The following is an 18,733-nucleotide window of genomic DNA, read 5'->3' on the forward strand; positions in this document are numbered from 1 at the left end:
TGCTGGTGATCCTGCCCCGGCGGCGGTTGGATGCGGCGATCAGGGCGTTGACGCAGCCCTGAGGGCCGGGGCCCGTGCTGCCAGCCGTTCGCGGTGGATGATGTAAAGCCCGGAGGCGACAATCACCGCGATCCCGGCCCATGTCAGCGGGTTCGGGAAATCGCCGAACACCGCATAACCCAAGGCCACGGCGACCACGATTTCCGAATAATGCAGCGGCGCGAGGGTGGCGGAAGGCGCGTATTTCAGCGCGTAGGTCATGCAGATATGGCTGATCGCGGCCCAGAAGCCGACGCCGAACAACCAGAGCCACAGGACGCCGCTGGGCAGCACGGGGTCAAGCGCTTGCACGCCAGACCCCTGTGCCAGCAGCATCACAGGCAGGCACAGCAGGAGGCCGGTCCATGAGGTGTGGAACTGCATGCTGACCGGGTGCATGTAGGCCGAGATGGCGCGGGTCACCAGCATGTAGAAGGCGAAGAAGAACGCGGTACCGAGCGGCCAAAGCGCCACCCAGCCGAAGACCGCAAGCGACGGCTGGATCACCAGCAGCGCGCCGCAAAACCCCACGACCGAGGCCGCGATCCGGCGCGGGCCGACATGGTCGCCGAAGATCAGGCTGCCGAGGATCAAGATGATGAACGGCTCGACGAAAGCGATGGCCAGGGCGTCGGCCACGGGCATCACGGCGATGCCGGACACGAAGGAGAAGGTGGACAGGATCAGGAACACCGCGCGCAGGGTGACAAACCCCAATGCGCGGCGCGGCAGGCGCAGGGTGAGGCCCATCCAAAGCACGACCGGCAGCATCAGCAGGCCCTGAACCAGAAAGCGCGCCGTGGTGATCTGGCCCACGGGGATCCCGCCCTCGGCCGCCAGTTTCGCCGAGACGTCGAGCAAAGGTGCGAGGACACAGAAAGCCAGCATCAAAAAGATGCCACGAGGAATACGGTCAGTGCTCATGCTGTTGCCTAGCGCGGGCGGGCCTGGTCCGGCGCGCCTGATTGCGACGGGCAGGTCTGCCGCAAACGGCGGTTTTGCGATTGAGCGCCTTGGCAGGCGCAGGTTTGGGTCTCGCCTCTGCGCCAGAGGCGCAACCGGCTCGGGGAAGACGGGTATTTGTGCAAAGAGCAAATCAGGCTCATTGCTCTTTGCACAAATACTCCCGCCGGAGGCACTGCCCCGCGCTTTGCGCGGGGCCAGAAAGGGCGTGCCGCGCCATTTTGGCGCGGCGCCGTCTGGTCAGGCTGTCAGCAGTTCGGGACGTTGACCGCCAAGCCGCCGAGCGAGGTTTCCTTGTATTTCTCGTGCATGTCCTTTCCGGTCTGGCGCATCGTCTCGATGCAGACATCAAGGCTGACCAGGTGCTGGCCATCGCCGCGCAAGGACAGGCTGGCCGCCGAAACCGCCTTGATCGCCCCAAGGCCGTTGCGTTCGATGCAGGGCACCTGCACCAGGCCCCTGACCGGGTCGCAGGTCATGCCGAGGTGGTGTTCCAGCGCGATTTCTGCGGCGTTTTCCACCTGTTCCGGGGTACCGCCGAGCAGGGCGGCAAGCCCCGCTGCGGCCATCGCGGCAGCGGATCCGACCTCGGCCTGACAGCCGCATTCGGCGCCCGAAATGCTGGCGTTGTGTTTGCACAGCCCGCCGATCGCGGCGGCAGTCAGCATGTAATCGCCGATCCGGCTGACCGACGCCCCAGGCACATGGTCAAGGTAGTAGCGCAGCACGGCGGGCACCACGCCAGCCGCGCCATTGGTGGGGGCGGTGACGACCTGGCCGCCGGCGGCGTTTTCTTCGTTCACCGCCATGGCGTAAAGGCTCATCCAGTCGTTGATCGTGTGCGGCGCGGTCATGTTCAGCCCGCGTTCGGCGATCAGCGCGTCATGGATGCCCTTGGCGCGGCGGCGCACCTTGAGGCCGCCGGGCAGGATGCCGGTGCCAAGCATGCCGCGCGAGATGCAGTCGTTCATCACCTGCCAGAGCCGCGCGATGCCAGCGTCGATTTCGGCACCGCTGCGGAACTTCAGCTCGTTGGCGCGCTTCATTGCGGCAATGGAGAGGCCCGAGGCGCGGGCCATGTCCAGCATCTCGGCGGCGCTTTCGAAGGGATAGGGCACATCGGCGCGCTGGCGGGCCCTGGCACCACCGGCGCCGGCGATTTCGTCCGCCGTCAACACGAAGCCGCCGCCGATGGAATAGTAGGTTTCCTGCAAGATCACGTCGCCCTGCGCGTCGGCGGCTTTCAGAATCATCCCGTTGGCGTGGCCGGGCAGGGCCGGGCCGTAGTCAAACAGCAGGTCCTTTCCGGGATCGAAGCTGAGCGGGCCAAGGCCGGGGGCGTCGATCACATGCGTCTGACGTATCCGGGCAAGGGCGGTTTCGGCCTTTTCGGCGTCATAGGTGGCGGGTTCAAACCCGGCAAGGCCGAGGATGGTGGCGCGGTCGGTGGCATGGCCCACCCCGGTGAACGCGAGCGAGCCGTGCAGAGAGGCGCGCAGGCCGTGGGCATGAAACGGCGAGGCGCGCAGGGTGTCCAGAAACCGGGCCGCGGCAACCATCGGGCCCATCGTGTGGGAGGAGGACGGGCCGATGCCGACCTTGAACATGTCGAAGACGGAAAGAAACATCAGGATACCGGATTGGTGAAAGGGGTGGGGCCGAGACCGTCGGCGAGTGCCACGCGGAGCGCTGCGGGGCGGGCTTCGTGGGCGGCAAGCACCGCGTGCAGGGCGGGGAAGGCGGTCAGGGTGATCGCATGGGGTGCGGGCGGCAGCATCGTCATCCAGCGCACCAGGGTGCCGATGTAGTAGCCAAGCACACCCGGTTCGGTGGCCGACAGCCAGCGCGGGTGTTTGGCGGCAATCATCGCCTCGACCAGCCCGAGGCGGGCGCGCACCTGTTCATGGGCGACGGCGATGGCGGCGGCCGCCGCAGCCTCTCCCGCAGGGCGGTCGGGGTAGATCAGCGCCATGGCGGCGGGGTGGAGGGCGTTGGAGGTGAAGAACAGCCAGGACAGAAAGGCCGCGCGGTCGGCGTCTTGTGGGCCGGGGGCAAGGCTGCCGTGCCGGTCGGTCAGCCACAACAGGATGGCCGCGGTTTCGAACATCGGGCCGTTCGGGGTTTCCATCGCGGGGATCAGGCCTAGTGGGTTGATCGCGCGGTAGACGGGGCTGTCCAGATCCCCGGCGTCGAAATCCTTTTTCACCAGCGTGTGGGGCACGGCCATCTCCTCCAGCGCGAAGCGGATGATGACGGAGGCCCAGTCGGGAATGGCGTGCAGTTTGAGGTCTGGTTTCAGGTCTGGTGCGGTCATGGCGGGCTTTCGTGAAAAGGGTTTTCAGGTGGCGCTGCCCTCGGGCGGCTGGGGGTGGACGGGGGCGGTGAAGGGGTGCGGGCCCAACCCCTCCTCCCGCGCGATGACCGGGGTTTCGACGCGGCGTTCCTGCGCGCGGGCCAGGGCCGCAATTGCGGGAAATGCGGCAAGATCGAACCAGCGGCTGCCACCTTTGGGATAAAGCACCGACCAGCGGGCTAGTGCAAGGGTATAGGCGGCCAGGGGCTGTGCCGGGGCAAACAGGGCAGGATGCGCCCTGGCAGCGGCATCGAGCAGGGTGAAGTTCGTGATCATCCGCCGGGAGATGATTTCGGCGTGGCCGGGATGCGCCTCGACCGGGCTGTACTGGTGCGGGTAAAACAGCTGGCGTAGATCGGCATGGGCGGTGTTTGACAGAAAGAACAGCCATTTCAGAAAGGCCGGGCGGTCGGACGCATCAGGCCGGGGGCCAAGGCCGTGCCGGTCGGTCAGCCAGATCAGGATTGCCCCGGTTTCGGAGATCGGGCCGAAGGAGGTTTCCAGCGTGGGGATCAGACCTGCGGGGTTCAGGGCGCGGTACGCGGCGCTGTCTTGTTGGCGGGTGGCGCGGTCGACAAGCGCCGTGCGGTAGGGAATGCCGGCGCCGTCCAGCACCAGCCGGATGATGAGCGAGGCGTTGTCTGGCGCGTAGTGCAGGGTGTACATGCGGTGTGAGGTCCGGATCAGTGCTGTCGCAACAGCCTGCGGCAAGTGATGGCGCAGCGCTGGCCGAAAAGCGACCCATTCTTGCGTTAAGGCAACTCTGCGCTGGTTTGGCAAGTGTCAGCCAGGGGGCGGGCGATGGTGCTGGCCCCAAGCGCCAACTGGCGGTTTGCGTTGAAGATGGCAAAAGTCTCTCGCTCTCAAACGGCGATTGCGTTAAGTCGGAGGGCAAAGAAGGAGAACCCGATGTCTGCCGATCTATCGCCCATCGACAAAGCCAAATACGTGGCGGCACGGCGCGCGGTTGATTTTGTGGAAAGCGGCATGAAGCTTGGCCTTGGCACCGGGTCCACGGCCGCGTGGATGGTGCGCTGCCTGGCCGAGCGGGTGAAGGACGAAGGGCTGAAGGTGCTGGGCGTGCCCACATCGCGCCGGACGGCGGAGCTGGCGCGGGAATTGGGCGTGCCGATCACCTCGATGGATGACGTGAAATGGCTGGACCTGACGATCGATGGCGCCGACGAGTTTGACCCCAACCTGAACCTGATCAAGGGCGGTGGCGCGGCGCTGCTGCAGGAAAAGATCGTGGCCACCGCATCGGACCGGATGATCGTGATTGCGGATGCGGCCAAGGAAGTGGCGCAGCTTGGCGCGTTTCCTTTGCCGGTGGAGGTGATTGCGTTCGGTTGGCAGACCACCAAGGCGCTGATCGAAGAAACGCTGTTCAGCATTGACGTGCTGGGGCGCGACGTGTCGCTGCGGATGAACAAGTCAAAGCCGGTCAGGACCGACGAGAACAATTTCATCCTGGATCTGAGCCTGAAGCGGATCGGCAATCCGCGCCAGTTGGCGCTGGTGTTGAACCAGATTCCCGGCGTGGTGGAGAACGGCCTGTTCATCGACATCTGCGACATCGTGGTGATCGGCCACGGCGACGGGCGGGTGTCGGTGCGTGACATCAATACCGGCAAGGTCGAAGATTCGTCGGTGGAGGTTGCGGCCGCAGACAACATCTTTGCCGATCTGGACTGACGCATAGGGCCGAGCTGCAAGCTGGCGCTATTGCGTGAAGTGGTGCATTCATCGCGCGGGCATTTGGGCCTGACGGCCATTGGAGCGGCGGATGAGCGTTTTCGACTATGATCTTTTCGTTATTGGTGGCGGATCGGGCGGGGTGCGTGCGGCACGCATCGCTTCGGCTGAGGGCGGAGCAAAGGTCGGACTGGCCGAAGAAAGCCGGATGGGCGGTACCTGCGTCATCCGGGGCTGCGTGCCAAAAAAGCTGATGGTGTTTGCATCAGCCTTTCCTGACGCGATCAGCAATGCCCGCGCTTATGGCTGGGACGTGACGCTTGGCGGCTTTGATTGGCCGCGGTTTCGCACCACGCTGGAGACCGATCTGGACCGGCTGGAGGCGGCGTATCGCAATACGCTGACCACGGCGGGGGTCACGATCCACGACAGCCGCGCGGTGCTGGTGGATGCCCATACCGTCAAACTTGCCAGTGGCGAGGTGTTCCGCGCCAAGCATATTCTGGTGGCAACCGGCGGGCGGCCCTTTGTGCCCGATATTCCGGGGGCGGACCTGGCGGTCACCTCGAACGAGATGTTCCATCTGCCGGTGTTGCCGAAACGGGCACTGGTGGTGGGCGGTGGTTACATCGCCAGCGAGTTCGCCTGCATTCTGAATGGTCTGGGTGTGGAGGTGTGCCAGTATTACCGGGGTGCGCAGATCCTGCGCGGCTTTGATGACGAGGCGCGGGGGCATGTCGCCACCGCGATGCAGATGAACGGGATCATGATCCACTGCGGCACCGATGTGATGCGGCTGGAAAAGTCGGAAAGCGGGATCGTTGCGGTGGCGACGGACGGGTCGTCGCGGGAGTTTGATCTGGTGATGTACGCCACCGGGCGGCACCCCAACACCGAGGGGCTGGGGTTGCAGGGCCTTGGCGTGGAATTGGGACGGCAGGGCCAGATCAAGGTCGACGAGTGGAGCCAGACAGCGGTGCCGTCGATCTTTGCGGTGGGCGATGTGACGGGGCGGATCAACCTGACGCCTGTTGCGATCCGCGAGGGGCATGCCTTTGCCGATACGGTGTTTCTGGGGCGCCCGACCAAGTTCGACCATGAGCTGGTGGCCTCGGCGGTGTTCACGCAGCCGGAGATGGGGTCAGTTGGTTTGAGCGAAGAAGCTGCGCGCGAGCAGGAGCCGATCGAGGTATATGCGACCGCGTTCCGCCCGATGAAGACGGCTTTTGCCGGCCGGTCGGACCGGGTGATGATGAAGCTGGTGGTATCTCAGGAAAGCCGCAAGGTGCTGGGCTGCCATATCGTCGCACCGGAAGCGGGCGAGATGATCCAGCTTGCGGCCATCGCGATCCGGATGGGGGCAACGAAAGAAGACTTCGACCGCACCTGTGCGGTGCATCCAACGATGTCGGAAGAACTGGTGACAATGCGCAAACCCGTGCGAAAAGCCTGAATGCAGACAGCGGTCCGGCTTGATTTTTGGCCCGCGATAACCAGTTAACCGAAGAGATAATCTGGAAAGGTTCCAATCAATGGCAGGAAGTGGCGGTCCGTGGGGCGGCGGTGGCGGCTCGGATGGCGATGACCGGGGTGGCAAGGGCGGTGATGACGAGGAACGGCGTGGACCCCGCAAGGGTGAAGGCGGCTCGCAGATCCCCGAAATCGACCAACTGGTAAAGCGCGGGCAAGAGCAGTTACGCGTGCTGATGGGCGGGCGTGGTGGCCGCGGCGGCCCGGGCGGCCCGGGCACGGGCGGCGGTGACGGTGGCCCGGTCATTACCCGGCAGGGCGTGGCTTTGGGCGCGCTGGCGCTGCTGGCGCTGTGGTCGTTCATGTCGTTCTACACGGTGCGGCCGGAAGAGCGGTCGGTGGAGCTGTTTCTGGGCGAAAGCTCGGGTATCGGCAGCCCCGGCCTGAACTTTGCGCCATGGCCGGTTGTCACCTATGAAAAGGTGCAGGTTACCGGCGAGCGTCTGACCGAGATTGGCACCGGCGAGGCCGGGTCTGAAACCGGGCTGATGCTGACGCGCGATCAGAACATCGTTGATATCGGCTTTCAGGTGGTCTGGAACATCTCGGACCCCGAGGGCTACCTGTTCAACCTTGCCGACCCTGAGGATACGATCCGCGCGGTGGCCGAAAGTGCGATGCGCGATATCGTGGCGCGGTCAGAACTGTCACCGATCCTGAACCGGGACCGGGGCGTGATCGCGGCGGATGTGCAGACGGCGGTGCAGACCACGCTGGACAGCTATAATGCCGGGATCTCGGTCATCCGGGTGAACCTGCAGCGCGCCCAGCCGCCGCGCGAGGTGATCGACGCCTTCCGCGAAGTGCAGGCCGCACAGCAAAAGCGCGATACGCTGGAGAAAGAAGCTGATGCCTATGCCAACCGGGTGACCGCAGGGGCCCGTGGTGCCGCGGCACAGCTGGAGGAAGAGGCCGAGGCCTACCGCGCACAGGCGGTCAACGTGGCACAGGGTGAAACCGCGCGCTTCATCTCGGTCTACGACGAATACGTGAAGGCGCCGGAAGTGACCCGTCGGCGGCTGTATCTGGAAACGATGGAAAAGGTGCTGGGCGGCATGAACAAGGTCATCCTTGACGGTGTGTCGGGCGGCGAAGCGGGGCAGGGCGTGGTGCCGTTCCTGCCGCTGAACGAGCTGGGGCGGATGACTGCGCCGCAAGCTGCTGCTGGAACAACGGGCACAACGGGGGCAACCAACTGATGCGCGCGATGTATGTGATCCCCGTAATCGTTATCGTTCTGGTCGGCATCCTGTCGTCGCTGTTCATCGTGGACGAACGCAAGAAGGCGCTGGTGCTGCAGTTTGGTCAGGTGACGCAGGTCAAGACCGAGCCGGGGCTTGGCTTCAAGATACCGTTCATTCAGGAAGTGGTGCAGTACGAGGACCGGATCCTGGGCCTGCCGACGACGCCGATCGAAGTCACCATGCTGGATGACCGGCGTCTGGTGGTTGACGCCTTCGCCCGCTGGCGGATCGTCGATCTGGTGACCTTCCGTGAGGCGGTGGGCACTGGGGCCGAGGCGCAGGCGCTCCGGCGGTTGGAGGGCATCGTCAACCCGGCCATTCAGGAGGTGCTGGGTTCGGTGCCATCATCGCGGGTGCTGTCAGAAGACCGCACCGCGCTGATGAACCAGATCCGCGATATCGCACGGCGGCAGGCGCTGGCGCTGGGCATCGATGTGATCGACGTGCGGCTGACGCGCACCGATCTGCCCGAGCAGAACCTGGAGGCCACCTTCGCAAGGATGCGGGCCGAACGGGAACGCGAAGCGGCGGATGAGATCGCGCGCGGTGGCGAAGCGGCGCAACGGGTGCGCGCCAGCGCTGACCGGACGGTGGTGGAACTAACCTCGGATGCGCGGCGCAAGGCCGAAGTCATCCGCGGTGAGGCCGATGCCGAACGCAACGCGATCTATGCCGAGGCCTTTGGCCGCGACCCGGAGTTCTTTGCTTTTACCCGGTCGTTGACCGCGTATGAGCGGGCGCTGCAGGCGGGCAATTCGTCGATTGTGATGAACCCCGATTCGGCGTTTTTCGAATACCTCAGGTCATATGAGATCCCGGTTCCTGTTGAACCGGCTGCCCCTGCGCCATGAGCTTTGTGCTTTTGGCCCTCGGGCTGGTGCTGATCTTGGAGGGGCTGGCGCTTGCGCTGGCCCCTTTGCGCATGGAAGACCTGATGCGGATAATCGCTGGCCTCAGCCGTGAACAGCGCCGGATGATCGGTCTGGCGGGGTTGGCATTGGGGGTCGCGTTGGTCTGGCTGTCGGGCGCGTGGGCCGGGGCAGGCTGATTGCGGCGTGACAAATCCGTTCACATCCCTTTGATGCAGCGCGACGGGGTTTGCATTGCGCGCTGGCCCGGCTAACTGTTCTACATGCCCTGACGCGACCGCGGACCATTTCGCCCGCCTTCTGCGCCGCTATGAGCGAAACAAGGAGTTCGTATCGTGCCTGACCTGACCCCCTCTATCCGGACCGCCCTGCGGTCCAGCACCGTTCTGGCGCTGGTGCTTGGCTTTGGCATGGCGCTTGCACCTGCGCAGGACGCGCAGGCCTTTGGTGCGCCGGAAAGCTTTGCCGAACTGGCTGAACAGATCAGCCCGTCGGTGGTGAACATCACCACCAGCGCGATGATCGCGGCCCCTGCCGACGGCATGCCAATGGTCCCGGAAGGCAGCCCGTTCGAAGATTTCTTCGATGACTTCAATGCACCCGGCGGCAACGGTGGCGCGCAGCGGTCTGATGCGCTGGGGTCAGGGTTCGTGATCTCGGAGGACGGCTACATCGTCACCAACAACCATGTGATCGAAGGTGCCGACGAGATCGAGATCGAGTTCTTTGGCGGCAAGAAGCTGCCGGCGAAACTGGTGGGCACCGACCCGAAGACCGACATCGCGCTGCTGAAGGTGGAGGCGAGCGAGCCGTTGCCGTTCGTGGCGTTCGGCAATTCCGATCTGATGCGTGTCGGCGACTGGGTTATGGCGATGGGCAACCCGCTGGGGCAGGGATTCTCGGTTTCCGCCGGGATCGTTTCGGCGCGTGGGCGCGAGCTTTCGGGTACCTATGACGACTATCTGCAGACCGATGCGGCGATCAACCGGGGCAACTCGGGCGGGCCTTTGTTCAACATGGACGGTCAGGTGATCGGGGTGAACACCGCGATCCTCAGCCCGAACGGCGGGTCGATCGGGATTGGGTTCTCGATGGCGTCGAACGTGGTGTCAAAGACGGTGGCGCAGCTGAAGGAGTTTGGCGAAACCCGGCGCGGCTGGCTGGGGGTGCGCATTCAGGATGTGACCCCGGATGTGGCCGAGGCGATGGGTCTGGCCGAGGCCAAGGGGGCGCTGGTCACAGACGTGCCAGAGGGCCCTGCCAAGGATGCGGGGATCGTGGCAGGCGATGTGATCACCATGTTCTTTGGCCAGCCGGTGGGCGATGCCGGCGATCTGACGCGCCGGGTGGCCGACGCGCCGATTGGCGAGGCAGTGCCGGTGATCGTGCAGCGCGAGGGCAAGACCGAGACGCTGGCGGTGACGCTGGGCCGCCGTGAAGAGGCAGAGGCCGCGACGATGCCTGCGGCTGCCCCGGTTCCCGAAGAACCCAAGCAGATGGAAAGCCTGGGCCTGACGCTGGTGCCGCTGGACGACAGCCTGCGCGACCGGCTGGGGCTGGATGCCGGGACCGAGGGGCTGATCGTGATGTCGGTTGACGCGGCATCGGAGGCCTATACCAAGGGGCTGCGCGAGGGGGATCTGATCACCGAGGCAGGTCAGCAGAAGGTGGCGCGGCTGAAGGACCTGGAAGATCGGGTGGCCGAAGCGAAGGCTGCGGGGCGCAAGTCATTGCTGCTGCTGATCCGCCGGGGTGGCGATCCGCGGTTCGTGGCGCTGTCGATCGAGTGATCTGTTGCGGTTTGGCGAAGGGCGGCGGGGCAACCTGCCGCCCTTTTGCATGGGCGCATGGCCTCAGGGCTGATCGCCGGCCCGGACACCGTCAAACTTGAAGGCGGGGTCCGGCAGGCGGTCAAGCATCGGCGACAGATCCTCGATCACCTCGGCCACCACATGCACCACATTAGCCTCGCGCTGCATGCGGCCCGCAATCACCGCGCGGCGAAAGCGTTCGTAGACATTGGCCCAGACGACGACGTTGCAGGTGCCGGTCTCATCCCCCAGCGTGACGAAGATCACGCCTTTGGCGGTGCCGGGCCGCTGGCGCATAAGGACCAGTCCGGCCACGCAGACCCGCGCCCCGGTGGGCGGTTCGTTGAGCCGCCCACCGGCAACGCCAAAGGCGGACGCGGCCATGCGGGTGGCTTTTGCACGGGCCAGTCGGGGGCGTAATCTGGTGTGGTCATGAGAGCGAATGAAGAACAAACGGTGGGCAGCGCAATATGATCCGCACAATCGCAGTGGTCCTGCGGCATCTTGAACAAGGTTTTATGCCAGACGGTTTCCAGCCGGTCGAAGTCATCGTTGTGCAAACCGTCCAGACACCGAGCCACGGACTTGGGGTCCTGAGCGTTCCGGCACAGGCGCTGTCGAGCGCCGCTTCGGGCGTCCGAACAGCAAGGGCTGTCACGCAAGGGGAGAGGTTCGGTACACATCGCCGCGAAAGCAACGTCGCAGGGGGTGGAAGACCGCTTCACCTTGGGCTAGATCGAGGGGGACGGATTTGCGCGAGGGTGCTGGGAATGGCAAAGATCACTTACGTTGAACATGGCGGCAAGGAACATGTGGTCGAGGTGGCCAATGGCCTGACCGTGATGGAGGGCGCGCGCGACAACGGCATTCCGGGAATCGAGGCCGATTGCGGCGGCGCCTGCGCCTGTTCGACATGCCATGTCTATGTTGACCCCGCCTGGGTGGACCGGCTGCCGAAGAAGGACAGCATGGAAGAAGACATGCTGGATTTCGCCTGGAAGCCGGATGCGGCCCGGTCGCGCCTGACCTGCCAGTTGAAGGTCAGTGACGCGCTGGACGGGTTGCGCGTGCAGATGCCGGAAAAACAGATCTGATGCGGCTGGCGCTGGCCCTCGTGCTGATGGCCGGGGCAGCGCGGGCGGAGGTTGAGCTTCGCGCTCCAGCGGTGCTAAGCGCGGAATTTGTACAGCCGACGACACGCTATGATCATGGCATTCTGGGCGATGCCATTGAATGGGGCGGCCTGCAAATCCTGGTGGTCCCTTGTGCTCAGATACTCGGCTGTTTTGACGAAGGGACGGTTTCGAATGAAGTGCTGCGCATAACCCTTCCCGCGTCCCGCGTGTTCGAGGACCTGGAAACACGGCTTGCCGATCTGGACAACGACGGGGCACCTGAAGTCATCGTTGTTGAAACCGATATCGCCCTAGGTGCATCCCTCGCCGTTTACGGCCCGGAGGGCAAGATCGCTGCCACCCCCTATATCGGCCAGACGCATCGCTGGCTGGCCCCGGCCGGAATCGCCGATTTCGACGGCGATGGGCGGGTGGAGATTGCCTATGTCGACCGCCCGCATCTGCTGGCTTCGTTGGTGTTCGTGCGGCTGGAGGGGGATCGACTGGTCGAGATCGCGCGGGTGGCGGATGTGACCAACCACCGGATTGGTGATGACTTCATTTCGGGCGGGGTGCGCGATTGCGGGGCGGGGCAGGAACTGGTGCTGGCCTCGAAGGACTGGGCACGGATGCTGCGGGTCCGCTGGGCCAAGGCGGGGCCGGTCGCCGCGGATATCGGTGCATGGCCCGGCGGTGGCCTGCAACGGCTGCCGGGCTGCTGAGGTCAGCCGCCGTCGCTTGCGCCCAGAATGCGTTCGGATTTCTTGCGCACCAGCACAGTGCGCAGATCGTGCATCGCCAGCAAAAGCGCATCGGTCACGGCGTCAAGCTGATCGTCACTGGCGCGCGACTGCACCCATTGCGCGGTGAGGTTCAAATGATCGGCGGCGCGCAGGATGTCGTCGACATCGCGGGCTGCCAGTTGGTCAACCCGCGCCGCAAGCCAGGTGGCAATCGCGTCGCGGTCGGGCTGGGTCAGCGCCACCTCGCCATGCGGTTTGACGGTGCCGTTCTTGACGTTGACGGTGGCGATCTCGTCCAGTTCGATCCGGCGCTGGCGGTTTTCGGTGGTGACGCGAAACACCACGGCGCCGTTCTCGCGGATGCGGAAGTAATAGTCCGGAAGATCGTCTGCCATGTGCCCCCCTCAGATAAGCCCGGCGCAGAACCGCTGGATACGGGAGCAGGCCTCGCGCAGCACCTCGTCGGAGGTAGCGTAGCTGACGCGGAAGTTCGGTGATAGCCCGAAGGCCGCGCCGAACACCACGGCAACGCCGGTGTCTTCCAGCAATGCGTCAGCGAAGACCTCGTCATTGGTGATCAGGGTGCCGCCCGGCGTGGTCTTGCCGATACAGCCGGAGATATCGGGGTAGACGTAGAACGCGCCTTCTGGCCGGGGGCAACGGATGCCTTTGGCCTGGTTCAGCATCGACACCACCAGATCGCGCCGGCCCTGAAACAGCGCGCGGTTGGGGGCAAGGAAATCCTGCGGGCCGGACAAGGCCTCGAGCGCTGCATGCTGGCTGATCGAGCAGGGGTTCGAGGTGGATTGCGACTGGATCGTGCCCATCGCCTTGATCAGGGCCACCGGGCCTGCCGCATAGCCGATGCGCCAGCCGGTCATCGCATAGGCCTTTGACACGCCATTGCAGGTGAGGGTGCGGTCGTACAGTGCGGGTTCGATCTCGGCCGGGGTGCAGAATTCGAAATCGTCGAAAACGAGGTGTTCGTACATGTCATCCGACATCACCCACACCTGCGGATGGCGCATCAGCACGTCGGTCAGGGCCTTCAGCTCACCCTTGGTATAGCCCGCGCCGGTGGGGTTTGACGGGCTGTTGAAGATGAACCACTTGGTCTTTGGGGTGATCGCCGCCTCAAGCTGTGCGGGCGTCAGTTTGAAGTTCGTCTCGATGCCTGCGACCACCGGCACCGGGACGCCGCCTGCCAGCAGCACCATGTCAGGGTAAGATACCCAGTAAGGCGCGGGAATGATCACCTCGTCGCCGGGATTGCAGGTGGCCATCAGCGCGTTGTACAGGATCTGCTTGCCGCCAGTGCCGACCGAAACCTGGCTTGGCGTGTAGGTCAGCCCGTTTTCCTTCAGGAACTTGGCGCAGATCGCGGCCTTCAATTCCGGGATGCCATCAACCGGCGTGTATTTGGTCTTGCCCGCATCGATCGCGCGCTTGGCCGCGTCCTTGATGTTTTGTGGTGTGTCGAAGTCCGGCTCGCCTGCGCCAAGGCCGATCACGTCGCGGCCATCAGACTTCAGCTGCTGGGCCTTGGTTGTCACGGCGATGGTGGGGGATGGCTTCACACGGGCGAGGGTATCGGACAGAAAAGCCATCGGGTGCGTCCTTCTTAGTAGTAGGCGGGGTCATCACTGGAGTTCGGGCGAGGCTTGTCTTAGGGTTCGTGCGTGACAGGTTCAAGCCAGATCGGACGAAACATGACAGAGACAGCGGAGGCGCGCCTCAAGCGGATGGCGATGCGATCATGGCGGCGGGGCACCAAGGAGATGGATCTGGTGCTGGGGCCTTGGTCGGACCTGCATCTGGCGAGCCTGAGCGCAGGGGAGCTGGAGTGTTATGAAAGGCTTCTGGCCGAGAACGATCAGGACCTGATGGCGTGGATTCTGGGTCAGGGTCAGGCCCCCGAGGCGATTGTGCCCTTGCTGTCCCGCATCGCGGATTTCGCGAGAACCCGCCTGATGCAGCAGAATTAAAACGAAATCGGCACCAGTTTACCAAATGTTTGCTGTTTGTGCTGATTCTGCCTTTGTTCCAATGGAGGCGGAGAAGACGGATGACCCAACACGCACCCCTGCTCGACGGCTCGCACAAGGCGTTCCTGTCTTGCTATCTTGATAACCTGGCCCTGGTCGAACGATTGCACCGGTTGCTGCTGGATGTGGTGAAAGACGAGTTTGAGCGGGTGGGAATCCTTGAGATCAACTCGGTTCAGGCGCTGTTGCTGTTCAATGTTGGCGAGAACGAGGTGACAGCCGGCGAATTGAAGACGCGCGGCTATTATCAGGGGTCGAACGTCAGCTACAATCTGAAGAAACTGGTCGAGCTGGGCTACATGCACCATCAACGATCAGAAATCGACCGCCGGTCAGTGCGGGTGCGGTTGACCGAAAAGGGGCGGCGGGTGCGGGGTATGTTGTCGGACCTGTTCGCCCGTCACGCCGAGATCATGGAAAAGCGGGGCATGGTCAGCAGTTCTGGAATGGATGAAATCAACACCTCGCTGAAGCGGATGGAGCGGTTCTGGACCGAACAGATCCGGTACATCTATTGAAAGATGAGGTTTGTGGTACGGCGCGCCGGTTTGCGATGCGGAACGTGGTGGCTGTCAGGAAGGGTTCATTTTCAGGGCCTTGCAAGAACCGATTGCACGTTAGGCCGACCGTGCGGCCTTGGGTCAGTTGACCTTGCGCCCCGGCAGGAAAGGGAGAGGTGCCACCGGCACGCCGTCTTCGATCAGCTTGCGGGCGTCGTCCGGCTTTGCCTCGCCGTGGATGGCGCGTTCTGGTGTGGTGCCGGCATGCATCTTGCGCGCCTCGGTCACGAAGTTCAGGCCGACATATTCCGAATTTTCCTCGATCTGCTTTTTCAACGCCGCAAGTGCTGCTTCGACGTCACTGCCGGGCTGTGACAGAAGACCCTTTGCCGTCGCGTCCGGGGACGATGCTGCTGTGGTCGCCACCGTGGCGGAGCGGGCCGGGCGCACCGCGGGGGCCATCAAATCCTTGGTGACGGTCGTCGATCCGCAGACCGGACAGGCCAGTTGCCCGGCGCTGTCCAGGGACGCAAAGGCAGCACCGTTCTGAAACCAGCTTTCAAAGCCGTGTCCGGCGACGCATTTCAACGAGTAACGGATCATCCGTCGGGTCCTGCTGTTCGATCTTACGGATAGCTAAGCATCAGATACGCAAGGTCAATGCCCAATAACGACGAAGCGTCGCAATCGCTGACTTCGCTATCAGCTTGGGGTCACAAAGCGGCAGAACGTCCATTCCGGCTGCGCCGCACCGGGACCAAACAGAGATCTATTCAGCCACGATCGGGCCGGCACGGCCTTTGGAAGGTGGCACGAACGCCTCGATGATGCGGCGCAGGTCACTTTCGTCGACCAGATCTGCCGCCTCGGCCTGACTGAACCATTGGCGGGTGCGTTCCTTCATTTCGGGAAACCGGGTGGCCAGATCCCCGACGCGCAGACTGTAGACCGCAACCGCACAGGGCACGGTTGCCATTGGCGTCACGCATTTCAGATAGCCAAAGCGCCCAAGACAGACGGGATCGACGACGCCCCGAACCCCCGCCTCCTCCCACGCTTCTTGTGCGGCAGCCGCTTCGGGCGCGAGGCCTGCCATCGGCCAGCCCTTTGGGATCACCCAGCGCCCGGTATCGCGGCTGGTGATCAAGAGAACTTCGATTCCTGAAACCGACTGACGCCAGCACAAAGCCCCGTACTGAATACGGACCCCGTCCGGGGCCTTGGCATCACGTGCCACAAACATGTCCTGCCTGCTCATCAAATGCCCATTCGGCCGCCCGTTTCCCGGATCTGGCCCCCTAACAATCCATTCGTGCAGTATTGCACATTTTTTCCAGCATTTACAGATGTTTTCCCGAACATATGCCCGCGGCAATTGACGCTCGCCCCGACCGCGTTATCTGGCACAGGTGTCGCCAACCGGAGGTCGTTCGCATGAGACAGATGTTGGTTGCAGCAGGGTTGGCCCTGATCCTTGCGCCGGCGGCCGCCGAAGCAGGGTTTCAGTTCCAGTCGATCGACGGCGGCGAGATTGATCTGGATGATTGGGCAGGCAAACCGGTTCTGGTGGTGAACACGGCGTCGCTGTGCGGCTTTGCCGGCCAGTTTGACGGGCTGCAGGCGCTGCATGACCGCTATGGCCCGCAAGGTGTGCTGGTGCTGGCGGTGCCGTCGGACGATTTCAAGCAGGAGCTGGCGGATGAGGCGGCGGTCAAGGAATATTGCGCGCTGAACTTCGATCTGTCGCTGCCGATGACCGAAATCACCCATGTGAAGGGGGCAGAGGCGCATCCGTTCTACAAATGGGTGGAGGCGCAAACCGGGTTTGTGCCGGGTTGGAACTTCAACAAGGTGCTGATCGGGCCGGATGGGGCAGTGGTACAGACGTGGGGGTCTGCACCTGAACCGCTGGGGCAGGCGATCCGGGGCGGGATCGAGGCGCTGCTGCAGTGACACGGGCGGTGCAAGCCGCGACCGGCTTGAAGCCCGCGGGCCCGCTGTTTATCGGGTCGGACATCTATCGGGGGTCGTCTTACGGTGCGGGGCATCCGTTGCGGGTGCCGCGCGTGTCCACGGTGATGGACCTTTCGCGTGCCCTGGGGTGGCTGCCGACTGACCAGTTTCGCGCAAGCCCGCGGGCAAAGCCTGCCGCACTGGCCCTTTGGCACGACGCCGACTACATCGCCGCCTTGCAGCGGGCCGAAACCATGGCCGAGGCCACGCCCGAGATGCGCGCGCGATTTCACTTGGGGACGCTGGCCAATCCGGTATTTCCGGAGGTGTTCCGCCGCCCCGCCACTGGCGCCGGGGGGGTGATGTTGGCGGCGCAGTTGCTGGCCCATTCGCCCGGAGTGATACACGTGCCTGGCGGGGGTACGCACCATGGGCTGCCGGGCCGGGCGAACGGGTTTTGTTATCTGAACGACGTGGTGCTGGGGATCAAGGTGATGCAGCGGGCAGGGCTGCAGCGGATTGCGTATGTCGACATCGACGCGCATCATTGTGACGGGGTTGAGCGGGGTTTTGCCGGTGATCCGGGGGTAAGGATGATCTCGGTCCACGAGGAGGGGCGCTGGCCGTTCAGCGGTGCCATTGAAGATCAGGCCGGAGGATCGGCGTTCAATCTGCCGGTGCCAAAGGGGTTCAACGACACCGAGATGGAGGCGGTGCTGGACCAATTGATCCTGCCGCGTGTGGCCGAGTTCCGGCCCGAGGTTGTGGTGTTGCAATGCGGCGCGGATTCGCTGCTGGAAGACCCGCTGTCGCGGTTGGAGCTGTCAAACCGGGCGTATCTGGCGGTGGTGGCGGCGTTGCGGCCGATCAGCCCGCGGTTTCTGGTGCTGGGCGGCGGCGGCTACAATCCCTGGTCGGTGGGCCGGTGCTGGACGCTGATCTGGGGTCTTTTGACCAATCGCGAGGTGCCTGACCGGCTGCCGCCTGAGGCCGAAGCAGTGTTGCGCGGCTTGGGCTGGGGTGGGGGCGGGCGCCCCCCGCCGAACGAGGCGCTGTTGACCACGTTGCGCGATGACGCCCGCAATGGGCCACTGCGCAATGAGGTGCGCGACCGGTTGGCGGTGTTGGCGCGGCGCTAAAGGGTAAAGTCCGGTTTCTTGACAAGTCGGTCGCCCTGAGGCAGCAGGAACGAGCACAATTTGAGGACGCGCCCGATGAAGATCGCCCACCGCGAGATCGGCCCGAACCACCCGCCGCTTGTAATCGCCGAGATCGGGATCAACCACGGCGGCGATCTGTCCGTGGCCAAGGAAATGGTGCGGCTGGCCGCCGGCGCGGGCTGCGAGATGATCAAGCACCAGACCCACATCATCGAAGACGAGATGACGGAGGAGGCGAAAAGCATCTTTCCGCCGAATGCCGATGTGTCGATCTGGCACGTGATGGAACGCTGCGCCCTCAGCCTGCCCGAAGAGGCGGAGCTGAAGCGCTATACCGAAAGCCTGGGGATGATCTGGATATCGACGCCCTTCAGCCGGGCGGCGGCGGATTTTCTGGAAACGCTGGACGTGCCCGCCTACAAGATCGGCTCGGGTGAGGCGGACAACCTGCCGTTGATCCGCCACATCGCGCGCAAGGGCAAGCCGGTGATCCTGTCGACGGGGATGCAGACGATCGACACCATCCGCCGGTCGGTGGCGATTCTGGATGGCGCGGGCATCGACTATGCGCTCTTGGAATGCACCAACCTGTACCCGTCACCGCCCGAGATCGTGTCGTTGCAAGGTGTCACGGACCTGCGGAATGCCTTTCCGAATGCGGTTGTCGGATTTTCGGACCACTCCATCGGGCCGGAAATGGCGCTTGCGTCAGT

At 64.1% G+C, this 18,733-nt stretch carries 21 protein-coding genes and 1 pseudogene; 13 read left to right on the top strand and 9 right to left on the bottom strand.

Annotated elements, in window-relative coordinates; genetic code table 11:
• Positions 1-39 precede the first annotated feature (39 nt).
• The 4 genes from RMO18_RS10180 to RMO18_RS10195 form a co-directional block, all read right to left on the bottom strand.
• Positions 40-963 (bottom strand): DMT family transporter, encoded by a 924-nt coding sequence (locus tag RMO18_RS10180; RefSeq protein WP_309665679.1) that lies wholly within the window; start codon positions 961-963, stop codon positions 40-42.
• A gap of 287 nt (positions 964-1,250) precedes the next feature.
• Complete coding sequence (locus RMO18_RS10185) at positions 1,251-2,630, bottom strand: L-serine ammonia-lyase (protein ID WP_309665681.1); 1,380 nt, start codon at positions 2,628-2,630, stop codon at positions 1,251-1,253.
• Positions 2,630-3,316, bottom strand: a complete 687-nt coding sequence (locus tag RMO18_RS10190; RefSeq protein WP_309665682.1) for a glutathione S-transferase family protein — start codon at positions 3,314-3,316, stop codon at positions 2,630-2,632. Before RMO18_RS10190 ends, RMO18_RS10185 begins: the two co-directional genes overlap by 1 nt.
• Positions 3,317-3,340: 24 nt before the next feature.
• A complete protein-coding gene (locus RMO18_RS10195) occupies positions 3,341-4,021 on the bottom strand; it encodes a glutathione S-transferase (RefSeq protein WP_309665684.1) in 681 nt (226 codons plus the stop codon).
• 243 nt (positions 4,022-4,264) lie between these two features.
• Here RMO18_RS10195 and rpiA point away from each other — a divergent pair, with 243 nt between their 5' ends.
• The 6 genes from rpiA (at position 4,265) to RMO18_RS10225 (ending at position 10,483) form a co-directional block, all read left to right on the top strand.
• Positions 4,265-5,050, top strand: a complete 786-nt coding sequence (rpiA, locus tag RMO18_RS10200) for a ribose-5-phosphate isomerase RpiA (RefSeq protein ID WP_309665686.1) — start codon at positions 4,265-4,267, stop codon at positions 5,048-5,050.
• Positions 5,051-5,141: 91 nt separating this feature from the next.
• Entirely contained in the window at positions 5,142-6,503 is a 1,362-nt protein-coding gene (gor, locus tag RMO18_RS10205; RefSeq protein WP_309665687.1) for a glutathione-disulfide reductase, read from the top strand.
• A 79-nt stretch (positions 6,504-6,582) separates the two neighbouring features.
• Positions 6,583-7,779: an FtsH protease activity modulator HflK gene (gene hflK, locus RMO18_RS10210; RefSeq protein ID WP_309665689.1), complete on the top strand. Its 1,197-nt coding sequence runs from the start codon at positions 6,583-6,585 to the stop codon at positions 7,777-7,779.
• Positions 7,779-8,675, top strand: a complete 897-nt coding sequence (gene hflC, locus RMO18_RS10215; protein WP_405054044.1) for a protease modulator HflC — start codon at positions 7,779-7,781, stop codon at positions 8,673-8,675. Before hflK ends, hflC begins: the two co-directional genes overlap by 1 nt.
• The gene (locus tag RMO18_RS10220) at positions 8,672-8,872 is read left to right on the top strand and encodes a DUF2065 family protein (protein ID WP_309665690.1); all 201 of its coding nucleotides are present in this window, start codon (positions 8,672-8,674) and stop codon (positions 8,870-8,872) included. Before hflC ends, RMO18_RS10220 begins: the two co-directional genes overlap by 4 nt.
• 156 nt (positions 8,873-9,028) lie before the next feature.
• On the top strand, positions 9,029-10,483 hold the full coding sequence (locus tag RMO18_RS10225) for a Do family serine endopeptidase (protein ID WP_405054045.1): 1,455 nt from the start codon (positions 9,029-9,031) through the stop codon (positions 10,481-10,483).
• A gap of 63 nt (positions 10,484-10,546) precedes the next feature.
• Here RMO18_RS10225 and RMO18_RS10230 read toward each other — a convergent pair.
• Positions 10,547-10,938: pseudogene (locus RMO18_RS10230) on the bottom strand (OB-fold nucleic acid binding domain-containing protein).
• A 336-nt stretch (positions 10,939-11,274) separates the two neighbouring features.
• Between RMO18_RS10230 and RMO18_RS10235 the strand changes: the two are divergent.
• Both RMO18_RS10235 and RMO18_RS10240 read left to right on the top strand, forming a co-directional pair.
• Positions 11,275-11,598 (top strand): 2Fe-2S iron-sulfur cluster-binding protein, encoded by a 324-nt coding sequence (locus RMO18_RS10235; RefSeq protein ID WP_309665692.1) that lies wholly within the window; start codon positions 11,275-11,277, stop codon positions 11,596-11,598.
• Entirely contained in the window at positions 11,598-12,341 is a 744-nt protein-coding gene (locus RMO18_RS10240) for a VCBS repeat-containing protein (RefSeq protein ID WP_309665694.1), read from the top strand. Before RMO18_RS10235 ends, RMO18_RS10240 begins: the two co-directional genes overlap by 1 nt.
• 2 nt (positions 12,342-12,343) lie before the next feature.
• On the opposite strand, the gene RMO18_RS10245 is transcribed toward RMO18_RS10240, so the two are convergent.
• Positions 12,344-12,757 (bottom strand): hypothetical protein, encoded by a 414-nt coding sequence (locus tag RMO18_RS10245; protein ID WP_309665695.1) that lies wholly within the window; start codon positions 12,755-12,757, stop codon positions 12,344-12,346.
• A 9-nt stretch (positions 12,758-12,766) separates the two neighbouring features.
• Entirely contained in the window at positions 12,767-13,969 is a 1,203-nt protein-coding gene (locus RMO18_RS10250; RefSeq protein ID WP_309665696.1) for a pyridoxal phosphate-dependent aminotransferase, read from the bottom strand.
• Between the two features lie 102 nt (positions 13,970-14,071).
• Here RMO18_RS10250 and RMO18_RS10255 point away from each other — a divergent pair, with 102 nt between their 5' ends.
• Together RMO18_RS10255 and RMO18_RS10260 are read left to right on the top strand one after the other, a co-directional pair.
• Complete coding sequence (locus RMO18_RS10255; protein ID WP_309665701.1) at positions 14,072-14,347, top strand: succinate dehydrogenase assembly factor 2; 276 nt, start codon at positions 14,072-14,074, stop codon at positions 14,345-14,347.
• A gap of 80 nt (positions 14,348-14,427) precedes the next feature.
• A complete protein-coding gene (locus RMO18_RS10260; protein WP_309665703.1) occupies positions 14,428-14,925 on the top strand; it encodes a MarR family transcriptional regulator in 498 nt (165 codons plus the stop codon).
• A gap of 123 nt (positions 14,926-15,048) precedes the next feature.
• On the opposite strand, the gene RMO18_RS10265 is transcribed toward RMO18_RS10260, so the two are convergent.
• Together RMO18_RS10265 and RMO18_RS10270 are read right to left on the bottom strand one after the other, a co-directional pair.
• The gene (locus tag RMO18_RS10265; RefSeq protein ID WP_309665704.1) at positions 15,049-15,510 is read right to left on the bottom strand and encodes a DUF1178 family protein; all 462 of its coding nucleotides are present in this window, start codon (positions 15,508-15,510) and stop codon (positions 15,049-15,051) included.
• 166 nt (positions 15,511-15,676) lie between these two features.
• Positions 15,677-16,165 carry an NUDIX hydrolase gene (locus tag RMO18_RS10270; RefSeq protein WP_309665705.1) on the bottom strand — a complete coding sequence of 163 codons (489 nt, stop codon included), beginning with the start codon at positions 16,163-16,165 and terminating at the stop codon, positions 15,677-15,679.
• Positions 16,166-16,350: 185 nt separating this feature from the next.
• Here RMO18_RS10270 and RMO18_RS10275 point away from each other — a divergent pair, with 185 nt between their 5' ends.
• The 3 genes from RMO18_RS10275 to RMO18_RS10285 form a co-directional block, all read left to right on the top strand.
• Positions 16,351-16,860: a glutathione peroxidase gene (locus tag RMO18_RS10275; protein ID WP_309665713.1), complete on the top strand. Its 510-nt coding sequence runs from the start codon at positions 16,351-16,353 to the stop codon at positions 16,858-16,860.
• Between the two features lie 26 nt (positions 16,861-16,886).
• Entirely contained in the window at positions 16,887-17,999 is a 1,113-nt protein-coding gene (locus tag RMO18_RS10280; protein WP_309665708.1) for an acetoin utilization protein AcuC, read from the top strand.
• Positions 18,000-18,074: 75 nt separating this feature from the next.
• The coding region (locus RMO18_RS10285) for an N-acetylneuraminate synthase family protein (protein WP_309665710.1) at positions 18,075-18,733 on the top strand (659 nt) is incomplete at its 3' end.

Source organism: Tabrizicola sp., assembly GCF_031377265.1.
Classification (GTDB): domain Bacteria; phylum Pseudomonadota; class Alphaproteobacteria; order Rhodobacterales; family Rhodobacteraceae; genus JAUYQR01.